The organism is Mycobacteroides chelonae CCUG 47445 (genome assembly GCF_001632805.1).
GTDB lineage: Bacteria > Actinomycetota > Actinomycetes > Mycobacteriales > Mycobacteriaceae > Mycobacterium > Mycobacterium chelonae.
This window is the reverse complement of sequence record NZ_CP007220.1, coordinates 654,434-675,288: the sequence shown is the minus strand read 5'-3', so window position 1 is coordinate 675,288 and position 20,855 is coordinate 654,434. Positions and strand designations below refer to the sequence as shown.

21 protein-coding genes and 1 pseudogene are annotated in these 20,855 nt (G+C 64.4%); 9 read left to right on the top strand and 13 right to left on the bottom strand.

Annotated elements, in window-relative coordinates; genetic code table 11:
- The first annotated feature begins 51 nt into the window (after positions 1–51).
- The 4 genes and pseudogenes from BB28_RS03390 (at position 52) to BB28_RS03380 (ending at position 2,982) form a co-directional block, all read left to right on the top strand.
- Positions 52–1,023: an NAD-dependent epimerase/dehydratase family protein gene (locus BB28_RS03390; RefSeq protein WP_030094224.1), complete on the top strand. Its 972-nt coding sequence runs from the start codon at positions 52–54 to the stop codon at positions 1,021–1,023.
- A 179-nt stretch (positions 1,024–1,202) separates the two neighbouring features.
- A pseudogene (locus BB28_RS25760) lies at positions 1,203–1,311 on the top strand (MarR family transcriptional regulator); the annotation flags it as partial.
- A 55-nt stretch (positions 1,312–1,366) separates the two neighbouring features.
- Complete coding sequence (locus BB28_RS03385; RefSeq protein ID WP_046255497.1) at positions 1,367–2,380, top strand: AraC family transcriptional regulator; 1,014 nt, start codon at positions 1,367–1,369, stop codon at positions 2,378–2,380.
- A gap of 74 nt (positions 2,381–2,454) precedes the next feature.
- Positions 2,455–2,982 (top strand): hypothetical protein, encoded by a 528-nt coding sequence (locus BB28_RS03380; protein ID WP_046252521.1) that lies wholly within the window; start codon positions 2,455–2,457, stop codon positions 2,980–2,982.
- On the opposite strand, the gene purF is transcribed toward BB28_RS03380, so the two are convergent.
- The 6 genes from purF to purL all read right to left on the bottom strand — a co-directional run bounded on the left by purF (position 2,979) and on the right by purL (position 10,454).
- The gene (gene purF / locus BB28_RS03375; RefSeq protein WP_030094221.1) at positions 2,979–4,493 is read right to left on the bottom strand and encodes an amidophosphoribosyltransferase; all 1,515 of its coding nucleotides are present in this window, start codon (positions 4,491–4,493) and stop codon (positions 2,979–2,981) included. The genes BB28_RS03380 and purF overlap by 4 nt on opposite strands.
- 166 nt (positions 4,494–4,659) lie before the next feature.
- On the bottom strand, positions 4,660–5,046 hold the full coding sequence (locus BB28_RS03370) for a sterol carrier family protein (protein WP_046252520.1): 387 nt from the start codon (positions 5,044–5,046) through the stop codon (positions 4,660–4,662).
- Between the two features lie 44 nt (positions 5,047–5,090).
- Complete coding sequence (locus tag BB28_RS03365) at positions 5,091–5,693, bottom strand: hypothetical protein (protein WP_046252519.1); 603 nt, start codon at positions 5,691–5,693, stop codon at positions 5,091–5,093.
- Between the two features lie 35 nt (positions 5,694–5,728).
- On the bottom strand, positions 5,729–6,373 hold the full coding sequence (locus BB28_RS03360; protein WP_046252518.1) for an Rv0804 family intramembrane glutamic endopeptidase: 645 nt from the start codon (positions 6,371–6,373) through the stop codon (positions 5,729–5,731).
- Complete coding sequence (locus tag BB28_RS03355; RefSeq protein ID WP_081252196.1) at positions 6,370–8,172, bottom strand: alpha/beta hydrolase; 1,803 nt, start codon at positions 8,170–8,172, stop codon at positions 6,370–6,372. The genes BB28_RS03360 and BB28_RS03355 overlap by 4 nt, the downstream gene beginning before the upstream one ends.
- A complete protein-coding gene (purL, locus tag BB28_RS03350; protein WP_046252517.1) occupies positions 8,169–10,454 on the bottom strand; it encodes a phosphoribosylformylglycinamidine synthase subunit PurL in 2,286 nt (761 codons plus the stop codon). Before purL ends, BB28_RS03355 begins: the two co-directional genes overlap by 4 nt.
- 63 nt (positions 10,455–10,517) lie before the next feature.
- On the opposite strand from purL, the gene BB28_RS03345 reads away from it, so the two are divergent.
- On the top strand, positions 10,518–11,534 hold the full coding sequence (locus BB28_RS03345) for a hypothetical protein (RefSeq protein WP_046252516.1): 1,017 nt from the start codon (positions 10,518–10,520) through the stop codon (positions 11,532–11,534).
- On the opposite strand, the gene BB28_RS03340 is transcribed toward BB28_RS03345, so the two are convergent.
- Positions 11,531–11,923 carry a DoxX family protein gene (locus BB28_RS03340; RefSeq protein WP_046252515.1) on the bottom strand — a complete coding sequence of 131 codons (393 nt, stop codon included), beginning with the start codon at positions 11,921–11,923 and terminating at the stop codon, positions 11,531–11,533. The two genes, BB28_RS03345 and BB28_RS03340, sit on opposite strands and share 4 nt — an antisense overlap.
- 107 nt (positions 11,924–12,030) lie before the next feature.
- On the opposite strand from BB28_RS03340, the gene BB28_RS03335 reads away from it, so the two are divergent.
- The gene (locus BB28_RS03335; protein WP_046252514.1) at positions 12,031–12,849 is read left to right on the top strand and encodes a maleylpyruvate isomerase family mycothiol-dependent enzyme; all 819 of its coding nucleotides are present in this window, start codon (positions 12,031–12,033) and stop codon (positions 12,847–12,849) included.
- On the opposite strand, the gene BB28_RS03330 is transcribed toward BB28_RS03335, so the two are convergent.
- A complete protein-coding gene (locus tag BB28_RS03330; protein WP_046255495.1) occupies positions 12,839–14,107 on the bottom strand; it encodes a M18 family aminopeptidase in 1,269 nt (422 codons plus the stop codon). The genes BB28_RS03335 and BB28_RS03330 overlap by 11 nt on opposite strands.
- A gap of 42 nt (positions 14,108–14,149) precedes the next feature.
- Here BB28_RS03330 and BB28_RS03325 point away from each other — a divergent pair, with 42 nt between their 5' ends.
- Together BB28_RS03325 and BB28_RS03320 are read left to right on the top strand one after the other, a co-directional pair.
- The gene (locus BB28_RS03325; RefSeq protein ID WP_046252513.1) at positions 14,150–15,157 is read left to right on the top strand and encodes a Dyp-type peroxidase; all 1,008 of its coding nucleotides are present in this window, start codon (positions 14,150–14,152) and stop codon (positions 15,155–15,157) included.
- Positions 15,154–15,951 carry a family 1 encapsulin nanocompartment shell protein gene (locus BB28_RS03320; protein WP_030094209.1) on the top strand — a complete coding sequence of 266 codons (798 nt, stop codon included), beginning with the start codon at positions 15,154–15,156 and terminating at the stop codon, positions 15,949–15,951. The genes BB28_RS03325 and BB28_RS03320 overlap by 4 nt, the downstream gene beginning before the upstream one ends.
- 78 nt (positions 15,952–16,029) lie before the next feature.
- Here the strand turns inward: BB28_RS03320 and purQ are convergent, their stop codons facing one another.
- Together purQ and purS are read right to left on the bottom strand one after the other, a co-directional pair.
- Complete coding sequence (gene purQ, locus BB28_RS03315) at positions 16,030–16,704, bottom strand: phosphoribosylformylglycinamidine synthase subunit PurQ (protein WP_046252512.1); 675 nt, start codon at positions 16,702–16,704, stop codon at positions 16,030–16,032.
- Positions 16,701–16,940: a phosphoribosylformylglycinamidine synthase subunit PurS gene (gene purS / locus BB28_RS03310; RefSeq protein WP_030094207.1), complete on the bottom strand. Its 240-nt coding sequence runs from the start codon at positions 16,938–16,940 to the stop codon at positions 16,701–16,703. The genes purQ and purS overlap by 4 nt, the downstream gene beginning before the upstream one ends.
- 51 nt (positions 16,941–16,991) lie before the next feature.
- Here purS and BB28_RS03305 point away from each other — a divergent pair, with 51 nt between their 5' ends.
- On the top strand, positions 16,992–17,642 hold the full coding sequence (locus BB28_RS03305; protein WP_046252511.1) for an MBL fold metallo-hydrolase: 651 nt from the start codon (positions 16,992–16,994) through the stop codon (positions 17,640–17,642).
- A gap of 79 nt (positions 17,643–17,721) precedes the next feature.
- On the opposite strand, the gene BB28_RS03300 is transcribed toward BB28_RS03305, so the two are convergent.
- From BB28_RS03300 to BB28_RS03290, 3 genes are all read right to left on the bottom strand, one after another.
- Entirely contained in the window at positions 17,722–19,380 is a 1,659-nt protein-coding gene (locus tag BB28_RS03300; protein WP_046252510.1) for an FAD-binding dehydrogenase, read from the bottom strand.
- Positions 19,381–19,561: 181 nt separating this feature from the next.
- Entirely contained in the window at positions 19,562–20,266 is a 705-nt protein-coding gene (locus tag BB28_RS03295; protein ID WP_046252509.1) for a DUF2334 domain-containing protein, read from the bottom strand.
- A 72-nt stretch (positions 20,267–20,338) separates the two neighbouring features.
- Positions 20,339–20,827 (bottom strand): glutathione peroxidase, encoded by a 489-nt coding sequence (locus BB28_RS03290; protein WP_046255494.1) that lies wholly within the window; start codon positions 20,825–20,827, stop codon positions 20,339–20,341.
- Positions 20,828–20,855: the final 28 nt, after the last annotated feature.

Here is a 20,855-nt window from a genome sequence, read left to right as displayed (position 1 = left end):
TCCGCGTCAGCGCTCGGCGGTCACCACACCCGAGCCACCCGAGGGACAGAAATGAAGACTGCCGTCACCGGAGCCGCCGGCTTCATTGGTACCAACCTAGTCAATCTCCTCGTGGAGAATGGCCATGACGTGGTCGCCATCGACCGCGTAGTGCCCAGCTCACCGGAGACTCGCGGGGCCGTGACCTGGGTATCCGGCGATGTGCTCGACCTGGCGTCGATGACCAAGGCCCTCGAAGGCGTCGAGGTGGTCTACCACCTGGTGGCCGTCATCACCCTCAAGCACGAAGACGAGCTGTGCTGGCGTATCAACACCGAAGGCGCGCGCACCGTCGCGCAGGCCGCCCTCACCGTCGGAGCCCGCAGGATGGTGCACTGCAGCTCCATCGACTCGTACTCCAACAGTGTGGCCACCATCGACGAGAAGTCGCCGCGCTCGACGGGTGCCGACCTACCCGTCTACCAGCGCTCCAAATGGGGTGGCGAAGTAGCTGTGCGTGAGGTCATCGAGTCCGGGCTCGATGCCGTCATCGGCAACCCCACCGGGGTTTACGGTCCGGTGGACCTGCCCAACCTGTCGCGCATCAACCAGCTGCTGTTCAACAGTGCGCGCGGCCGACTGCCCGGCATGGTGAACAGCCAGTACGACCTGGTCGATGCCCGCGATGTCGCGGCCGGCCTCTACCTGGCCGGAGAGAAGGGCCGCACCGGTGAGAACTACCTACTCGGCGGCTACATGGGCAGCCTGTTGCAGGTGTGCCGTTTGGCTGCTCAGCACGTCGGCAAGCGCGGCCCGTTGTTCGCGCTGCCCATGGGACTTCTCAACGCTGCTATCCCGGTGATCGAGCCGATCGGCAAGCTGCTGAAGAACGATGCACTGAGCCGCGCCGCGTTCAACAAACTGACCGTGTCACCCGCCGTCGATATCACCAAGGCCCGGACAGAGCTGGGCTATGACCCACGATCCACGGCGACAACGGTGACCGAGTTGGTCGATTTCTTCGTCAGTTCAGGCCGGCTCTAGCCCTAGCGCGCGAGCCCCAGCATTGGGCACCAACACATCGATCGGGGCGTTGCCAAGTTCCCGTGTGAGGTCCTAGACGAATTCCCTGACGTGTCCAGTGAGACCAGGTCAACGGCGCACATGGATGAGACAGGCTTGACCACCCGTATCGAAATCACGGATACAGGAAGGGAAATCGCGACGACCTCCATGTCAGGGAACGGATCGAACTATTAGCCCATATTGACTAAGGTGGCAGAGGCCCTGCGCGCGCGTGGAATTGACGTGCCGCAGTACCGAGGTAGTTGAAACTGGCAACAATCTATACCAAGATCACCTCTCGGATATTCAATCAGGAGGTGACGTGGACCAGCTGTCGATCCCGCCGCGTTGGGGCACCCTGGCAGCGGAATTGGCACAGCGCCAAGGCCTGAACGCAGCCAAAATGCTGACGAATGTCCAGATTTCGCCAAGGTTCCTCGAAGGCGAGCCCGCCGAGGTCAGCCCCGAGCAGTTTCGCTTGCTGGTACGTGACATCCTCGCCCGCACGGGCGACCTCTCATTTGGCAGCAGTCCCGTGCCGGTCCCACCCGAGACACTCGGGGTTCTGATGTTCAGCCTCGCGACATCGGAGACGGCCGGCGCGGCTTTCGCCCGCTGGGCGGCTTTTCGGGATGCCATGCCGCTGGTGCCGAGCTTGGCAGTGACCAGATCTACCGACTTGGCGACCGTGACGTTAGAGGTATCGACGCTCAGCCTGCCCGATGCCACGGTCACGGAATGGACTCTGGCCATCGTGGTCCTGCTCTGGAGCTGGGTGACCATGCGGTCGATACATCTGGAACGCATTTGCCTTCCTCAAGTCCGCCCGGACGGACGATCCGATCGCAGCAACTTGCTCAGGGCGCCGATCAAGTTCGGTAGTAGTTCGGCCGCAATGATTCTGGATGCCAAGCTCCTCGATGCCCCAATTCTGCGCACCGAGGAGGAGATCACCTCGCTGCTCGAGCACCCGGAACAGATCTGGTTCGACGCCCGTGGTTATCGTCAGGAACTACCAGAGCGCGTCGAGCGAATCGTTAGATCGACTGTTGGGCAAGGTATTCCAACCGTCAGCGATATCGCGACAGCCCTGAACATGACGCCGTCGGCCCTGCAGCGTTCGCTTCGAAGCGAGTTCGGCACCTCGGTGCGAGAGGTCAGGGATGCCACCCTCCGCGCAGAGGCCATCAGGAGCCTGGAGAGCGGAGCAGAATCACTCAGCGATCTGTCGATCCGCCTTGGCTTTTCGGAGTTGAGCGCTTTCACCCGGGCCTTTCGGCGTTGGACGGGCGCATCGCCCGCCCAGTACCGAGACGGTGCGCGTTCGGTCAAGTAATTCGCCCAATTCGGTCATCGCACGCTCCCCTTCCATCCCGTAACCTCGGGCCAACGCGATCCGAGGGGGAGAGTTTGCTATCTGCTGAACGGCGTTTCGAGTTCTCCCGCAGTCTTGAGGAAATCTCTTCGGTGGCGAGCTTCGAGCTACCGTCCTCCAGCGACATCGAACCCGGCAATCACGCGCCGTTCGCGTTCACTGATGAGACTCGCCGGCTGAGTGATCTCTCCGTCGGTGACGAATTCACCACGCAGACCGGAATCGCCGGTCTGATGACACCCATCGAATGGGTGATCGTCGAAATCACCCACACAACACAACTTCTCGCCGCCCGCCGGGGCCGCTATCAGGTGGTGTCGCAGGGACTGCAAGGGGCGACCGCCACCGTCGTGCTCAACGTCTACGAGCAGATGCCGTCAGTGGTCGCGGAACTGTTCGTCTTGATCGACGAGGTAATCCTGACCGGCGACCTTCAGCATTCGTTTATGACAGCACTCGACGGCATGATCGACACCCAGGTTGAACTCATCAAGGCGAGCTCGGAAGTGCTTCGCGACGTCACCGTGGTTGAGGAGTACCCACCCCGGGGACGTCAGGCCTAACGGGCTTGAACGGGATCCGCGCTGTCGCTTGATGTCTCCCGCGCGGTCGCCGCGAGCATGTTTTCGACCACATTCTTGCCGAGCGCTGTTTCCTTCGGCAGCTCGATCGGGTACTGACCGTCAAAGCATGCGCAGCACAATCGAGACCGGGGCTCTTGGGTGGCGGCCACCATCCCTTCGGCAGAGATATACCCCAGGCTGTCGGCACCAATCGCAGTGCGGACACCATCGAACATCTCGTCGTCGGACTCCACCGCGTTGGCGATGAGTTCTGCGGGAGAAGCGAAGTCGATGCCATAGAAGCATGGCCAGCGCACCGGCGGCGAGGCAATACGCACGTGCACCTCGGCGGCCCCGGCCTCACGCAACATCCGCACCAGTGCCCGCTGGGTGTTGCCACGAACGATCGAATCGTCTACCACCACAAGCCGCTTGCCTCGGATCACCTCGCGAAGAGGATTGAGCTTCAAGCGGATACCGAGCTGACGGATGGTCTGCGACGGCTGGATGAAGGTGCGGCCCACATAGGCGTTCTTCATCAATCCCTGCCCATACGGGATGCCCGAGCCTTGCGCGTACCCGACGGCCGCCGGAATCCCGGATTCGGGAACACCGATCACCAGGTCCGCGTCCACGGAGTGTTCGGCGGCAAGCCGACGCCCGATCTCGACGCGGGTGGAGTGCACGGAGCGTCCGTCGAGCATGCTGTCAGGCCGGGCCAGGTACACGTACTCGAAGACACAGGTCTTGGGTGTCGCGTTGGCGAATCGGCTGGAGCGAACGCCGTCGGCGTCGATGGCCAGTAACTCGCCGGGTTCGATGTCCCGCACAAAGGAGGCGCCCACAATGTCGAGGGCCGCGGTCTCCGAAGCGACCACCCAGCCGGTGTCGAGACGGCCCAGGCACAGTGGCCTGACCCCGTGCGGGTCGCGAGCCGCGTACAGCGTGTTCTCATCCATGAACACCAGACAGAACGCGCCACGGACGGTGGGCAGCAGCGACATCGCCGCTTGCTCGATGGTGGTGTCGGCGGCACCGTGCGCCAACAGTGCGCCCATGATGTCCGAGTCGGTCGTGGCCATACCCGGAGTCTTCGGATTGATAAGTCCCGCGTCGCGCGCCCGCTCGGTGAGTTCGGCGGTATTGACCAGGTTCCCGTTGTGTCCCAACGCCACCCCGGTGCCCGCGGCAGTCGTCCGGAACACGGGTTGAGCGTTCTCCCAGGTCACCGAGCCGGTGGTGGAGTAACGGCAGTGCCCGATCGCCACATGTCCGAGCATGGCGGCAAGCGTCTGCTCGTCGAACACCTGACTGACCAGACCGAGATCCTTGAACACAACCACCTGCGAGCCATCGGCAACAGCGATACCGGCGGCCTCCTGGCCGCGGTGCTGCAGCGCGTACAGGCCGTAGTACGTGAGTTTTGCTACTTCTTCGCCGGGTGCCCAGACCCCGAATACGCCGCATTCTTCACGAGGGTCGTTTTCCAACTCAATCGGCTGTGCGGTCACTATGGCTGCTCCCTGGTGGGGGGTGGGTGACCGTATCAGTCTACGGGTGAAGGTAGCTGAACGCTGAATCGGCAGGCCGCGCCCGGCAAAAGTGCCCGTGGATAGCATCGCGAACGTGATCGAGGCCACTACGGGGCCTCATCGTGGCGCCCGGAGCGACGAGTTCCTAGCCGAGCGGCACCAACGGCAGCCAGTCCGCGATCTCGGCGGCACGTGATCCGGACACGGTGACCGTGCGGTCGGCGATGGCTCCGTCCAACGTCAGCAGACCCGTGGCCAAGAGCAGCCAGGTACGCGGGGTGGTCTCCACCACGTTGGGCGGGGTGCCGCGGGTATGACGTGGGCCCGAGATGCATTGCACGGCAACGAAGGGCGGTACCCGTACTTCTACGGACGCCCCGGGAGCATCTGCGGCGAGAGTTCGGGCGGTGAATCGGACGGCGTCAGCGAGTGTCGCGCGTTCCGGCTCGGGCGCCTGCGCATCACGCAACCAGTCTGCGATCGCGAGTACTGCCGCCCGCGTCGAGGACGCGTCGGGCGGGCGAGCTGGCATGTTCGCCAGCCTATCCGTGGAGCGCCGGAGTCCGGCCGGGGAACCTACGCCCCGTCGCAGATTCCCGAGTCCCGAATGGTGTTCCCGTAGACATTGGCCGTGGCGATGTTGGCGTTGATCACTCCGGACGGCAGCTGCTGCTTGATCTTGTCGCTGATCTGAGTGAACTGGAACCACAGGTGATAGAACGAGTCACCGTTGTACAGCGGCGAGTACTGGCTCTGATCCGGGTAGTTGGTGATGTACAGAGCGTGCACCCGAGGATCCAGGAACGCCGCGGACTGGTCCAGGTTGGCGGTCACCACGTTGCCGACAGTGTCCGACCCCGAGGCCGCCCAGACATCGTGGTGATCACGTAGGTAGTTCTGGAATCCGTACACCGATCCCATCAAGGTGCCGTACTGCGCGTTGAACCACTGGCAGGAATCACGCAGCGCCGTGAACTGCTCATCGGTCGCGCGGTTCTGCCACATGTTGTACGGGAACACCGAGGTGTCCGGCGACCAGTCCGACGGGTACGGGACGAACACGGGTAACGATGCGCCCGCTCCGGGCTCGGCGCTTGCTGGTGCGGCCACCGCCACTCCGGCGGCCATCGCCATACCGGCCAGCACTGCACCGGCCCTACTCATCCAGTTCGAGACCATCTGTGCAGTATTCCGTCGAATGTCGACTTTTGGTATCAGTTGCTCGCACTTTCTCGCCCCAACCCGACATTCGGCCGGGAAACGTACAGGGTTGCCACCGCGCCCGCCTCATTGAGCGCCAGGTGGGTGAGCATGGGCGCCGCCACGCTCCCCGATCGCTCGCGTAGCCAACCCAACAGCCAGCCGAACATGCCGGTGACCAGCACCGTTCCCAGGATGGAATCTCCCGCTGCGCGAGCAGGCCGGATATGAGCCAGCCCAAAGGCCACCGCCTGGACCACACCGCCCAGCCCGCGGCCGAAGGCCCCGGCGGCCATAGGCTGCAGCACCCCGCGGAAGGCGAGTTCCTCCGACCACACCGTGCCCACCGGAATGTGCAGACCCAGCCAGGCCGCGGGGTGCAGGCCGATGTTCCGTTCCCGCATGGACGTGCGCACCGGTTTCAGCGCCGGAGAGGCACCGACGACGGCGGCCACCGCCGCTGCGGACACGCCACCGAGCCGCAGCCCGGCCGCCAGCTGAGGTTGTCGAAGCCCCAGCGGGATACCCGCGGCGGCGGCGAGCACCGAGCTGGCGCCCGCCCCGATCAGCGGACGCCAACGTTGCGGGAACCGCTCCAGGACCGTCGGCCAAGCCACGAGCGCCGCGGCCAGGATGAGCACCCTGACGCGAGCGGTCACGTGTCGGGGCCGTCGAGCGACGCGGTGTCGTCCAGAGCCTTCCGGATGCGTTCGGTGTCCTGGGGGGTCCAGCCGTCGGGCGGGGCGATCGCCGCCCAGCCGTTCACCGACGAGATGCCGTAGTTGTGTCCGTGCCCATCGGGTACGGACACGGCATTGGCCAGGTCTGCGGCCACCTGCCAGAAGGTGACGATGGGATACCAGCGCATGGCGACAGACCGGTCACCCACCGGTGCTTCCTTGAGCCAATCCGGTTGGCTGAAAAGCAGATCCGTGGACCACCAGGTCACCGGATCTGACGGATGCTGCACGAAGAGCACCCGGGGGTTCTGCCATGGAGGTCTGGCGAGGGCGTCGATATCGGGGCCTATCGCGAAACGCGCCGTGAATCCGCTGTCGTAGACCGGGAGCGCTTCCAACGTGCCCCGGTCACGCTTGGACACCAGCTCATTCCAGATCTGGCTGAAGTTCGGCGGACCGGTCCACAACACACCGTCGACGCCAGCCGCCCGGATGTCGCCGAGGCCGTCGAATGCGCCTTGTCCCGCAAACGATCCCAGGCTCTCGCCGTAGATGAGCAGCTTGGGGCGATGCCCCTGCGGCTGCTGCGCCCACCGTTTCTGAACGGTGTCTACCAAGAGCCTGCCCGAGGCCAGCGCCTTCTTCTTGTCTGCCAGGAACGAGATCCAGCTCGGCAGGAAGGAGTACTGGGTGGCCACGATCGCGGTGTCGCCGTTGTACATGAGCTCGATACCGCGCGCAGCAGCCGGCGTCACCCATCCAGTTCCGGTGGTCGGGACGATGATCAGCGCCTTGCGCTCGAAAGCCTTGGTGCGCTCCAGTTCCCGCACCAGGATGTCGGTGCGCTCCTCGGCGGTGTCGGCGGTTTCCAGGCCCGCGTACACCCTGATGGGTTCCTTGGCCTGGCGACCGTTCACCTTGGTCAGCACGTCGGCGTGTAATCCACCGGAGACGAAGTTGCGTCCCTCGTAGCCGAGGCTTTCCCAGGAGGCCAGCGACGCCGGACTTCCGGAACGCTCCGGCTGCGTGGGCTGTTCCACCCCGGCCCGGGTGGTGTCGTTATGCGGACCAAATGAGGCGTTGGCAGCGGAGAAGAAGCCGCGCACCAGCACGCCGTTGAACAACATGATGGTCAGCACCGCAACAATGGCGGTACCGATGAGAAGTGACACCTCCTGGCTCAGCCGCAGCCGCCGGATGAGGAACCGGGCCAGCAGCCGAACCAGGTCACGCAAGATTCGTGCCACCGAGATAAACAGTGCACCAACGGCAATCGAGACGAGGAACGATTTTGAATACTCAATCGTTGTCGGCCCCTGAGTCTCCATAAGCGCCGCGATCTGGCGTTGCCAGCGGGCGGCGGGCACGATCATCGCCAGCGAGCACACCGCCGAGAGCAGCACCACCCCGAGCTTGGCGGTCACCATCACCCGGTCACGCAGCGGCCACCATTTCTGGTGACGGAGCCAAAAACGCAGCACCAGTTTGGAGAGCGCGACACCGATGCCGTAGCCGATGGCCGCGGTGGCTCCGCCGATCAGACCCTGGAACAGCCAGGTACGCGGCATCAGCGACGGCGTAAGCGACAAGCAGAAGAACAAAGCGCCGAAGGCGATTCCACAGAAGTCCAGGCGCAACAGGTTCCACGCCCAGGCCACCAAGGGGTGCCTACTCTCGAGATGATCCTCTAACTCCTGGAAAGCCAGCCAACTGCGGCCGATCCAATCATCGGGATCGACGGTGCTCGTCGTGACCGGGACTCCAGGAGTCTCGCTCATCCGAACAATCCGGGCAACACACCTTCATGGACTTCACGCAGCTCGGCCAGAGTGACCGAGAACTGCCCCTGCACCTCAACGGAATCCGACCCCTGATCGACAACACCGATGCGCACCGCAGGCAACTGCCGCGCCTCGCACATCGCGACGAATCTGCTCTCCTCGGTGCGCGGGACCGCGACCAGCACACGCCCGGCGGACTCGGAGAACAACGCCACGAAGGGATCGGCTCCCTCGGGAAGCAGGATGCGGCAACCGGTTTCGCCGGCCAGCGCCGACTCGATAACGGCCTGGATGAGCCCACCCTCGGACAGGTCGTGAGCGGCGGACACCAGCCCGTCTCGCGATGCGGCGGTGAGAATCTGCGCAATCAGCTGCTCGCGGGCCAGGTCGACCTTTGGCGGGGTGCCTCCCAGGTGATCGTGTGCCACCTGCGCCCAGATGGAACCGTCGAATTCGTCGGCGGTGTCGCCCAGCAGGATCAGCGTTTCTCCGGGTTCGGTACCGAATCCCGTGGGGATGCGCCGTTTTACGTCGTCAATAACGCCCAGTACCCCGACCACCGGAGTGGGCAGAATGGGCGTGGTGCCGGTCTGGTTGTAGAAGCTGACGTTGCCTCCCGTGACCGGGATGCCCAGCTCCACACAGCCATCGGCGAGGCCACGGACCGCCTCGGAGAACTGCCACATGACGCCCGGGTCCTCCGGGGAACCGAAGTTCAGGCAGTTGGTCACCGCGACGGGGGTCGCACCGGAGGCCGCCACATTGCGGTACGCCTCAGCGAGCGCCAAGCGGGCGCCGTTATAGGGATCAAGCACCGTGTACCGACCGGAAGCATCGGTGGCCAAGGCGATTCCACGCCCGGTCTGCTCATCCACCCGGATCACGCCGGAGTCGGCATGCTCGGCAAGCACGGTGTTACCGCGCACGTACCGGTCGTACTGCTCGGTGATGAAGGCCCGGCTGCACAGGTGCGGGCTACCGATCATGTCCAGCAGCGTCTGCCGCAGTTCCCCGGCCGTGGCCGGGCGCGCCAAACCTGCTGCACTGTCGGCGATCAGCGCGTCCTGGGTGTCGGGCCGGGCCACCGGGCGCTGATAGACGGGGCCTTCGTGGGCAACGGTCCGCGGCGGCACATCGACGACGGTCTCGCCGTGCCAGGTGATCCGCAGCCGGTCACCATCGGTCACCTCACCGATGACGGTGGCCAACACATCCCACTTGCGGCACACGGCCATGAAGGCGTCTACGTTCTCGGGGGTAACCACCGCGCACATGCGCTCCTGAGACTCGCTGGAGAGCACCTCAGCAGGGGTCATTCCGGTCGCGCGCAGCGGCACTTTATCCAGATCGATGTGCATACCGCCGTCTCCGGCCGAAGCCAGTTCCGATGTGGCGCAGGATAGTCCGGCGCCACCGAGGTCCTGGATGCCGACCACCAGATGTGCCGCGTACAACTCAAGACAGCACTCGATGAGCACCTTCTCGGTGAACGGGTCGCCCACCTGCACGCTGGGGAGCTTCTTGCGAGAAGCACCGTCGGCCTCGTCGCCGCCAAAGGTCTCCGAGGCCAGCACCGACACACCGCCGATGCCGTCGAGACCGGTGCGTGCCCCGAACAGGATGATCTTGTTGCCGGTGCCGGAGGCGAAGGCCAGATGCAGATCTTCCTTGCGCAGCACGCCGGCGCACAGCGCGTTCACCAACGGATTACCGGCATACGAGGCATCGAACACCGTCTCGCCGCCGATATTGGGCAGGCCCAGCGAGTTCCCGTAGCCGCCGATACCGCGCACCACGCCATCAAAGACACGACGGGTGTCGGGGGCATCGGCAGCACCGAAGCGCAGCTGATCCATGACGGCGATCGGCCGGGCGCCCATGGCCATGATGTCGCGCACGATGCCGCCCACACCCGTGGCGGCGCCCTGGTACGGCTCGACGTACGACGGGTGGTTATGCGACTCGACCTTGAAGGTGACCGCCCAGCCATCGCCGATATCCACCACTCCGGCGTTCTCACCGATTCCGGCGAGCATCGCTGAGCGCATCTCCTCGGTGGTGGTCTGCCCGAAGTAGCGCAGGTGCACCTTGGAGGACTTGTACGAGCAGTGCTCGCTCCACATCACCGAGTACATAGCCAGCTCGGCGTCCGTGGGACGGCGCCCGAGTATCTCCCGGATGCGGGCGTACTCGTCGTCCTTGAGCCCTAGTTCAGCGAAGGGCTGCGGGTGATCGGGGGTGGCTGTTGCGTTGTCGACCGTATCAACCCGTGAAGTCACGAACAGATTCTATATGCGGTCGGTTCAGGCCTGGACAAACGCTCCTGGCGCATACTGAGCGCTGTGAAATGGGGGCGCGGACGTGCATGGACCATATTTGCCACTGCGGTAATTCTGCTGGGGGCCGGATGCGCACCTCAGCGCACCGAGGAGGCCCAGCAGATCTCCACGCAGATCCGCGCACTATCCGGTGTCACAGAGACCACCCACGACTACGCCAATGTCTTCACCAAAGGCCAACGATTCGGCTTGACGGTCACCGTGGCACCGGCCGTGACCACTGAGCAACTGACAGCGATATGGGACCTGTTCACCAGACGGGTACGCGAGGTCGGATTCAGTCAGCACGATGTGACGTTGACCGTGGCGACGCCGTGCGCAATCCAGAACAACTTATCGGGGTGCAGCAAGGTCACCTCGGCCGTCGACCCGGGCGCCGAGCGGCAATCGGCGCCGCCCTTCGCCGATTGGGTGCGACTGCGGCAACTGACCAACATCGGAGGTGTCGACATATCCACCGCCTACTCCGGTCCCGAGCCGCGCGTCACGGTCGATGTCGCGGTCAAGAGCCGTGAAGCGGGCAAGCCCGTCGACTATCGAGACATCACCACGGCCTTTCAGCAGATCGCCGGCGACTTTGCGGCGCTGTCCGGCGCGGCCTGGCATGTTGGACCCGTCGTCGGCCCCTACCCGGCCCTCAGTACGGAACGGGGCTTTCCGGATATCAGCGCGGTCGCCCTGTGGGAACGCCTCAACGCCATCGCCCCGACATCCTCGCGGTTCACGTCACGCTCGGCCCGCAAGGATCAGAACAATGTCCAGTATTCGACTGCGCGGCACTACCTGAACACCACGTACGCCGAGGTGCCCACGGCGAACCAAGCACAGCTTCGAGAGACAGCTGTTCGGCAACTGGAGCTGCTGAAGCGGTTCGGGCAACCCGGCGTCTACGAACTACATGGAGACAAGACCGGTATCACTGTGTGGCTGGGTGGTTGCATGGGCGAAATGCCTCCGTCGCAACGCAGTTCCGCGGTCGAAGCGGAGATGCGCGGGATGTACGAGAGCTGCCCGGGCTAGCCGATCAACACCCGCAACAGCTCGCGCCGGCGCAGAATCATCGCCGCCCAGATCAGCAGTCCGAATCCGACCGCGAACACCACGGCGAACCAAACTTCCTCGTGCATATCGATCGTGACCGCGCCACCCAGGTAGGCCGTCAACCCCACGGCGCCGAGCACCGCGGTACGTGGAATGGCCCACACGATGGTGCATGCCAAGAGCACCCAGCCAATGAGCGCGGTCTGATACGGCGCGAAACCCAGCTGCTCGGTCGCCTTCTGGGCGAACTCCGCACCAAAGATCTTGGGTAACGCATCACCCAAGAGGAACAACAGGATGATGCCGCTCAGCGCGATACCGATCTTCTCCGGTGTCGATTTCTCACTGAATGTGGATATGACGGACATGAGATTCCTTTCTCGAAATCCCCGATGAAACAACTCTAGAGAGACGGACCGACACAATCGATCAAATTCATCGCTCGAGCGCCCATCGGCTCTCGTAGGCTCGGGCCATGACCGTCACGATCGTCGCCAAAAATCCCGTCGTCGCCGCTCTGGCCGCGGAGTGGACCGCGTTGGACGAGCTCGGCGCCGCCTTGACCGATGAGCAGTGGGCCGCTCCGTCGGTGCTGCCGGGGTGGACGGTCAAGGATGTCATCGCGCACGTGGTGGGTACCGAACGTCTGCTGTCCGGCGACCCACTGCCCAGCACTGATGAGGCCGTCGCCAATCTCCCACACGTACACAATCCGGTCGGCGTCCTCAACGAACGGTGGCTGACCTACTACCGCAAGCTGCCGCCCGTGGCGGTGCTGAACGACTTACGTAGCGTGACCAGCGCGCGCCTTGCCATCCTGGAGGGCCTGTCCCAGGAGCAGTTCAACGCTGAGACATCGACTCCGGTGGGGCCGGAAAGCTACGGCCGGTTCATGCAGATCCGCGATTTCGACTGTTGGATGCACGAATTGGATGTGCGTGACAGCCTCGGACTGCCCGCACCGGCCGACCCGGTGGCGGCGACACCGGCCCTCACCGAGCTGATCAACGCATTGCCGTTCCTGGTCGGAAAGCGAGCGAGTGCACCCCAGGGCAGCCGGATACGTTTCGTGCTCACCGGAATTAGTGCGCAGAACATTGATATCGAAATCCCCGACCGGGCCCGCATCGTCTCGGCGCTCTCCGGCGCGCCGCACGTGACGCTCACCGCGGACACCTGCGAGTTCGCCCGTCATCTGGGTGGGCGAGCCAGCGCGAACCGCGACGGATTCACCCTCGACGGTGATCCGGATCTAGGTTGGCACATCATCGCCAACCTGCGCTTCACGATGTAGCGGGCAGCTCCAGAAACGCTTGCAGCGCATCTGAATACATCGGAACGTCGTGCGCACCCATCAGTTCGCGCACCGAATGCATGGCCAGCGTGGCGGCACCGACATCGACGGTGACGATGCCGGTGTGTGAGGCCGCGAACGGTCCAATGGTGGAGCCGCACTGCATATCCGCCCGATGTTCGTACCGCTGATACGGGACACCTGCCCGCCCGCAGGCCAGCGCGAATGCCGCCGCACCCCGGCCATCGGTGGCATACCGAACGTTCGGATGAATCTTGATCACCGGCCCGGCATTGACGGCAATCTGGTGACCCGGTTCATGCCGATCCGGGTAGTTGGGGTGAGTGGCGTGCGCCATATCGGCCGAGACCATCAGTGAAGCGGCCGCGCGCCGCAGGAAGTCCTCTCGGGTGCCGTTGCTGGACAGCACGATCCGTTCCAGAACTGTCGACAACAGGTCCGAGTGAGCGCCATGACCGGATACCGAGCCGATTTCCTCGTGGTCGAAGAGTGCGAGGACGATCGTCGAGCTGGACTCGGCGGCAAGGAACGCCTCCAGTCCGGCGTAGCAGCTGGCCTGATTGTCCAGACGCGGGGCGCTGACCAGGCTCTCGTCAGGGCCGATGAGCGCCGCGGCGGTCAGGTCGTGCGCCATGAGATCGCGTCCGAGGACATCGGCCGCGGCGACCCCCAGCTGGCCGGCAATGAACTCGTCGAAGCTCTTCCCACCGCTCCATACCGAATTCACATGCCACTGCGGGTCGATCACCCATTTCTTACGCTCCTCGGCACTGACCATGTGGATCGCCAGATTCGGCACCCGCAGGATCGGCTGATCGATGCGAATCAGGGTGGACCGCAACGCATCTCCGTCACGCACCAGCACCCTTCCGGACAGCCCCAGGTCGCGGTCCAGCCAGGTCTGCACCCATGCACCGCCATAGGGCTCCAGGGCGACCATGGGCCAACCCGCCTGCACTCGATCGGCATTGGCCTTCACCCGTAGGTTCGGGCTATCGGTATGCGCCCCGATCACCCGGAAGGCCGCGTTGTCGTCTTCCATGTCGACACCGCGCCAGGCCACGATCGACCCCGACCGCACCGTGAAGTAGTCACCCGAGTGTCCCGGCCAACGCTGCGCCTCGAACAGCTCGGTGAAGCCCTCCTGACGGAGTCGCTGTGCCACCGTGTCCACCGCGTGAAACGGAGACGGTGAGGCGTCGATGAATTGGCACAGTCCTGATGCGGTCGCGGTCACGCTTCCCATGATGGCTGACTGGATTGGGTCTAGGGTCGAAGCGTGACCGATCCCGTGCCACAGCCTGTTCTGGAACCGCTGTCCTCGTCGGCCATTTTCCTGGTGGTGACTGTCGACGTGGGCGCCGAACAAGCAGTTCACGCCGCATTGCCCGACTTATCCGGCCTGGCTAAGGCCATCGGATTCCGCGACCCGGCACGGCGATTGTCGCTGGTTACGGCAATCGGCTCGGATGCCTGGAACCGGCTCTTTTCCGGGCCGCGCCCCGCTCGGCTGTGGCCGTTTCAGGAGGTGCGTGGCGAGCGACACACCGCCCCATCGACCCCTGGTGACCTGCTGTTCCACATCCGCGCGAGCACTATGGACCGCTGCTTCGAACTGGCCACGCGCATTACGAGCACGCTGGCGGGTGCCATCACCGTGGTGGACGAGGTACACGGCTTTCAGTACTTCGACAACCGAGACCTGCTGGGATTTGTCGACGGCACCGAGAATCCCGATGGTGAGGAAGCCGCGTCGGCAGCCCTCGTCGGCGCCGAGGATGCCGACTTTGCCACGGGCAGCTACGTACATATCCAGAAATACCTGCACGATATGGCCGCCTGGAGCGCATTGCCGGTCGACGAGCAGGAGAAGGTGATCGGACGTACCAAGCTCGACGACATCGAATTCGACGATGCCGTCAAACCCTCGAATTCGCATGTGGCCCTGAATGTCATCGAAGACGACGAGGGCAACGAGCTGCAGATCCTGCGACGCAACATGCCGTTCGGCGAGCTGGGGAAGGCCGAGTTCGGGACGTACTACATCGCCTACTCACGCACCCCGGATGTCACAGAACGCATGCTGCACAACATGTTTGTCGGGGATCCCCCAGGGAACACCGACCGTATCCTGGACTTCTCGACCGCGGTCACCGGCGGACTGTTCTTCGCACCGTCCGCGGACTTCCTCGACGCTCCCCCACCGCTGCCCAGCCAGGTAGCCGCGAAATCCACTGAGTACCAAGGGTCCCTATCCATCGGCAGCCTGAAAGGAACGTCGGCATGAACAACCTGTATCGCGAACTCGCCCCGATCACGGACGAGGCGTGGGCGGAGATCGAGACCGAGGCCACCCGCACCTTCAAACGCCATATCGCCGGGCGCCGGGTGGTCGATGTCAGCGAGCCGGGCGGCCCCTCCAGCGCGGCGGTGAGCACCGGCCACCTGTTGGACGTGGCCGCACCCGCCGACGGCGTCCAGGCGCATCTACGCGAGAGTAAACCGCTTGTACGACTACGCGTTCCGTTCACCATCAGCCGGTCGGCCATCGACGACGTGGAACGCGGCTCCCAGGACTCCGACTGGGACCCGGTCAAGGTGGCGGCCAAAAAGCTGGCCTTCGCCGAGGACCGCGCCATCTTCGAGGGATATCCCGCCGCCTCGATCGTCGGCATCCGTGAGTCGAGCTCAAATCCCGAACTCAAGCTCCCCGAGGATGTCCGCGAGTACCCCGACATTGTTGCGCAGGCGCTGTCGGAACTGCGCCTGGCCGGTGTCGACGGCCCGTACTCGGTGCTGCTGTCGGCTGAGGAGTACACAAAGGTCAGCGAGGCCTCCGATCGCGGCTACCCGATCCGCGAGCATCTCCGCCGGTTGGTCACCGGGGAAATCCTCTGGGCGCCGGCGATCGATGGCGCGTTCGTGCTGAGCTGCCGCGGCGGCGACTTCGATCTGCAACTGGGCACCGATGTCACCATCGGCTACCTGTCCCATGACGCCGACAGCGTGCAGCTGTATCTACAGGAGACCCTGACGTTCCTGGCTTACACCGCCGAGGCCTCGGTCGCACTGCTGCCCTAGCCCCTTCTCGCCGAATGTCGACTTTCAGAGCGGCTTATCCGCAGTTCTTAACAGAAAGTCGACATTCAGCGAGGGCAATCAGGCGGTGAGCACGGCGTCGAGCGCCGAGTAGAAAATGCCGAGCCCGTCATCGCTCGGGCCGGTCAGCGGCTCGGTCGCATGCTCTGGGTGCGGCATGAGCCCCACCACGCGGCCATTGGCCGAGGAAATCCCCGCGATATCGCGCATCGACCCGTTGGGGTTCTCGCGGTAGCGGAATACCACCCGGCCTTCGCCCTCCAACTCGTCGAGAACCTCATCGGAGGCCACATAGCGGCCTTCACCGGACTTGAGTGGCACCAGGATGTCGGCACCCTTGTCGTACCGAGACGACCACGCCGTGTTGTTGGCGTCGACTCCTAGCCAGACGTCGCGGCACACGAAGTGCAAACCGGCGTTACGAGCCAATGCGCCGGGCAGCAGTCCCGCCTCGCACAGCACCTGGAAACCATTGCAGATACCCAGGATTGGCAGGCCTTGTGCGGCGGCGTCAACTACGGAACGCATCACGGGGGCGAACCGCGCGATGGCCCCGGCACGCAGGTAATCACCGTAGGAAAAGCCACCGGGCACAATCACCGCATCGACGGACTTCAGGTCGGCATCGTCGTGCCACAACGGGACCGCCTCGGCACCGGAGAGCCGGGCCGCACGGGCGGCGTCGACGTCGTCGAGGGTGCCGGGGAACGTGATGACACCGATGCGTGGGGTCATTCGGACTCCCGCACGATTTCCCAGTCCTCAATGACGGTGTTGGCGAGCAGCGCCTCGGCGATCGACTCGAGATCGGCGTCACCGATCTCTCCCTCGAATTCCAACTCAAAGCGCTTGCCCTGCCGGACGTCTGCCACACCGGCATAGCCAAGGCGGGCGAGTGCGCCCACGATCGCTTGTCCCTGCGGGTCCAGGATCTCGGGTTTCGGCATGACGTTAACGACGACTCGGGCCACGGCCTGACTTTACCGTGTGGGCCCGGACACATCCCGCCTAGACTCCCCTTCATGCAGCTGACCCACTTCGGGCATTCGTGCCTGCTGGCAGAATTTCCGTCTGAGAATGGGAGCACGACGCTGCTGTTTGATCCGGGCAACTTCTCGCACGGATTCGAGGGCATCACCGGCCTGTCGGCCATCCTGATCACCCATCAGCACCCCGACCATGTGGACCTGGCGCGGCTACCCGCGCTCGTCGACGCCAACCCGGGGGCCGCGCTGTACGCCGACCCGATGACGGCGGCGCAGTTGGGCGAGCCGTGGCAGGCGGTGCATGCCGGTGACAGCTTCACCGTCGCGGATCTAAGTGTGCGGGGGGTGGGTGGGCAGCACGCGGTCATCCACCCGGAGATCCCGCTCATCGACAACACCTCGTATCTGATCGGCGACGCCGGCCATCCCGCGCGGCTCATGCACCCGGGCGACGCGCTCTTCGCCCCCGGCGAGGAGGTTGACGTGCTGGCACTACCGGCGGCAGCGCCGTGGATGAAGGTGTCCGAGGCCATCGAATACCTGCGTGCGGTCAACCCTGCCCGGGCGGTGCCGATCCACCAGGGCATCCTGCAGGAGGCCGCATACCCGTTCTTCTACACGCGATTTCGCGAGATGTCTGACGCCGACTTCCAGGTGCTGCCACACGAGGACGCGGTGGTGTTCTAAGCCCCTTCAGCGCCGAGACCGAGGTTGTGGCGGCATCGTCTCGCACATTTTCGCCAGAACCCAGGTTTCGATGAGCGCGCTAGCCGATGTCCTCGGCGGCGCCCCGGCCCGCGGCCCGTCCGCTGAAGATGCAGCCGCCCAGGAACGTGCCCTCCAAGGCGCGATATCCGTGCACGCCGCCGCCGCCGAACCCGGCGACCTCTCCGGCCGCGTACAGGCCCTCGAAGCAACTTCCGTCGGCGCGCAACACCCGCGAATCCAAATCGGTCTCTAAGCCGCCCAAGGTCTTTCGGGTCAAGATGTGCAACTTGACGGCGATCAGCGGACCCGCCTTGGGATCGGCGAGTCGGTGCGGAGCCACCACCCGGACAATCCGATCGGCGAGATACCCCCGCGCGGCGCGGATGGCGGCTATCTGCGGGTCCTTACCGAACGGATTGGCCACCTCACGGTCGCGTGCCGTTACCTGCTGAGCGATCGTCGCGTAGTCCAGCGGGGTGACGTCCGGCAGCGCGTTCATCTTGGCTACCAGATCGGGCAGATTCGTGGCACTGACGAAGTCGACGCCCTTATCGATGAACGCCTGCACGGGCGCCGGCGCGCCGGCCTTGCCGCGCCGGAGCACCCCCCGCACATCCTTGCCCGTGAGGTCGGGGTTCTGCTCCTGCCCCGACAGTGCGAACTCCTTGGCGATAATCCGCGCATTCAGGATGAACCACGAGTAGTCGTGCCCACTACGGCAGATGTGCTCCAACGTGCCCAGGGTGTCGAATCCGGGGAACAATGGCGCAGGAATTCGAGATCCATTGGCGTCCAACCAGAGTGATGATGGACCGGGAAGGATGCGAATCCCGTGGCCCGGCCAGACCGGGTCGTAGTTGGTGATGCCCTCGGTGTAATGCCACATGCGGTCGCGGTTGATCAGGTGGGCACCCGCGTCGACCGAAATCCCGAGCATGCGCCCATCGACATGCGCGGGTACCCCGGTCAACAGCTGATCCGGAACACGTCCCATCCGCTCGGGCCAGTTGGCCCGCACCAGGTCGTGGTTGGCCCCGATACCGCCGCTGGTCACGATGACGGCTTGTGCACGGAACTCAAACTCTCCCAATGCTGTTCGCGAGGAAGCCATACCCCTCGCGTCGGTGGAAGGATCCAGCACGGTGCCCCGGACGCCCACGGCGGCACCTTGTTCGACGATCAGCTCATCGACCTGGTGGCGGTAGGCGATGCGCACTTGACCCCGGTCCACGGCGGCGAGCACGCGCCGGGCGAAGATCTCCACCAAGCCAGGCCCGGTACCCCAAGTGATATGGAATCGGGGAACCGAGTTGCCCGGGCCCAGCGCGTCTTTACCGCCGCGTTCGGCCCACGCCACCACGGGAAATGTTTGTAACCCCCTGGCGCGCAGCCAGCTTCGCTTCTCGCCTGCGGCGAAGTCGACATACGCGTGCGCCCATTGACGAGGCCAGTGGTCCTCCGGCCGGTCGAAGCCTGCGGTACCGAGCCAATCCTGCAGTGCCAGCTCGTGGGAGTCCTTGATGCCCAGGCGACGCTGTTCAGGACTGTTGACGAAGAACAGGCCGCCGAACGACCAGTACGCCTGCCCGCCCAGATTGGCGGCGTTCTCCTGCTCGACGATGACAACGTTCTTGCCGCGGTCCACCAACTCACAGGTCGCCACCAACCCGGCAAGACCTGCGCCGACGACGATGGCATCGGAACTCGCGTCACTCACCGGTTCACCGTAGCGGGGTCGATTGATGATTAAAAGGTCCAACTACCTTGCGGTGAAAGCACAAAGCCATGTCCCACGCGTCGGGGCAGCACATGCGGCACGCGGTGGAAGCTTCCGAAGAAATCGCAGTTCGTGGCAATCGCCACGACTACCAGGTAGCAGACTGGGCAAACTGTAGCGACTAGGCCACGCTGTGCAATACCTGCTTGGGCGACCATTCGTAGACGCCCGGAACCGAGCCATGCAGCAGCGAGAGATCGATGGCATCGATCATGGCTTGCCGCGGACCGGGCTTACGAAGGTGTTTGGCCGAGATGGCCACACGCACCACACCGTCGCGGCGAGCGGTCCGCGCGGCCGAGAGCACCAGCATCCGGCACCACCAGGGCTCGGAGAGGAATCCCTCGCCGATACCCAGCACGCGCGCCCGCACCGAAGTGCCATGGACCAGGTCGGAAATCTCGGAAAGCCCGATATTTAGACGGAAACCGTTGCGCGGCAGCATTTCCACTGCGCCGGCCGAGGCCATCCAACCCGGTGCCGCAAACAGGCGCGTACGCAGACCCGTCTGCTCCATCACACGGTCGGCCGCCATCAGGCGCAGGTTCGCCTCGTGGGCGGGCAACGCGGCGAACTCATCGCGACGCTTCTTGGTGGCGGCCTGGTCGTATCCGTGCAGGACGATGGCGTCGCCCCGCGACCGGCGCGCGGCCAGCCAGTCGACCGTTGGCTGGTCCTCCACGAGGCGGTACTTGCCCTTCAAGCGCGGGGACACGAGGAACGACAGCGGAATCGACCGCTTATCCATTTCCTCAGTAAATACGGCGATCTCGTCGAGAGTGCGATCGCAGATTCCCGACACCGATACCAGCAGCTGTCCTGCCATGCCGCCAGTGTGGCAACTCCAGATGTACGCAAGGTGTCAGACACCCCGCATCGAAAAGAACGCTCTGACGCGCTACCCCAGCTCCTTCTCGATGGCCGCGATCACCTCGGGAGCATCCGGCACCGTCGTCGGCCGAAACCGGTTGACCACCGAACCGTCCCGCGCGATCAGGAACTTCTCAAAGTTCCACTGCACGTCCCCGGCAGTACCTTCGGAATCAGCGGTCTTGGTGAGCTCGGCGTACAGCGGATGCCGGCTCTCACCGTTGACATCGGTCTTCTCCAGCAGCGGGAAACTCACCCCGTACGTGGTGGAGCAGAACGTCTGGATCTCCTCCGACGTACCGGGCTCCTGACCCATGAATTGGTTACACGGCACGCCCAGCACCGTCAGGCCACGGTCGGCGTAGTCGGTGGCCAGCTTTTCCAGAGCCGCGTACTGCGGGGTGAGGCCACATTTGGACGCGACGTTGACGACCAGCACGGCGTTATCACCGAAATCGGCAAGTGACAGCTCTGCGCCGTCGAGTGCGGTCAACGGGATGGAGGCGAGATCGGACATGCTCACCACGTTACCGGTGTTGCGATGG